The organism is Acinetobacter sp. G11 (assembly GCF_049808495.1).
Lineage (GTDB): Bacteria > Pseudomonadota > Gammaproteobacteria > Pseudomonadales > Moraxellaceae > Acinetobacter > Acinetobacter kookii.
In genome coordinates, this window is sequence record NZ_JBNCAT010000076.1 from 1 (window position 1) to 1,037 (window position 1,037).

Here is a 1,037-nt window from a genome sequence, read left to right on the forward strand (position 1 = left end):
ATTTGAAGTGCAACACCATGTTGTTGCCATAATACCTGACTCGGACTTTTAAAGCCGAGTCTTTTTCTTGGGCGATGATTCAAACGTTGAGTGATTTCTGCAATATATTCATCCGTATAGGCATTTAAATTACTGCCTTTTTTAATATATTGCCTGATTAAGCCATTGGTATTTTCATTCGTGCCTCGTTGCCAAGCGCTATAAGGATCAGCGAAATACCAGTCTATTTCTAATTCTTGAGCAGTATACTCATGCAGGCTGAACTCCTTACCATTATCTGCAGTAATCGTCTTGAGCTGATCTTTGATCGGCTCAAGAAGGCTGATGGTTGTTTGGCAAATTTCCTCTGCCTTGCGTGAGCTACACTTTTTCAGCCATAAATAACCTGTCTTCCTATCTACAATAGAGACCAATGATTGCTGATGCTTCTTACCAACAATCGTATCTATTTCCAAATCACCAAAGCGAGTCCGCTGCTCAATCTCAATAGGTCTGTCATGAATGCTTTTACGATTACTCAGCTGACCACGGGTTTCAGGAGAGCCGTATTTCCTCTTTCTTTGATTTCTGAAACGTAGGTTATGAAAGAGTGTACCGCCCTTATTTTTATCCTGCCGTATAAAGCGATAAATTGAATGCAAACTGACTGGAACACGAGAAGCAATCTGTTCAGGACTCCATTGAAGATCAAGATAAGAGATGACATGTGCCCATATTTCACAAGGGATTCTTTTAGGATTAGGACAATGCCGTCTTCGAGCTACTTTATTGGCATGTTTAGCAAAATAGCCATTTCTCGCTCGATTACGTTTGATTTCTCTAGAAATGGTTGAAGGTGAGCGATTCAGTCTCCAAGCGATATAACGTTTAGAAAAACCTTCACGTAACAAAGTATAAATCTGATATCTTTCTTCTTGGGTAAGATGAGTGTAGTTCATGATGCAACTTTGACTTTGGTCGGTCGGAAGCAAAATGCTAGCTCATCTTGCTTCCTTCCAATAATTTAATCTCTGTTGCACTTCATTTGAGAATCTAAG

General features: G+C 39.7%; 1 protein-coding gene. It reads right to left on the minus strand.

Annotated features, from left to right (window positions below):
* Window positions 1–938: IS30 family transposase (locus ACPUEY_RS14040; RefSeq protein ID WP_425122464.1), on the minus strand; the 938-nt coding region annotated here is incomplete at its 3' end.
* Window positions 939–1,037: the final 99 nt, after the last annotated feature.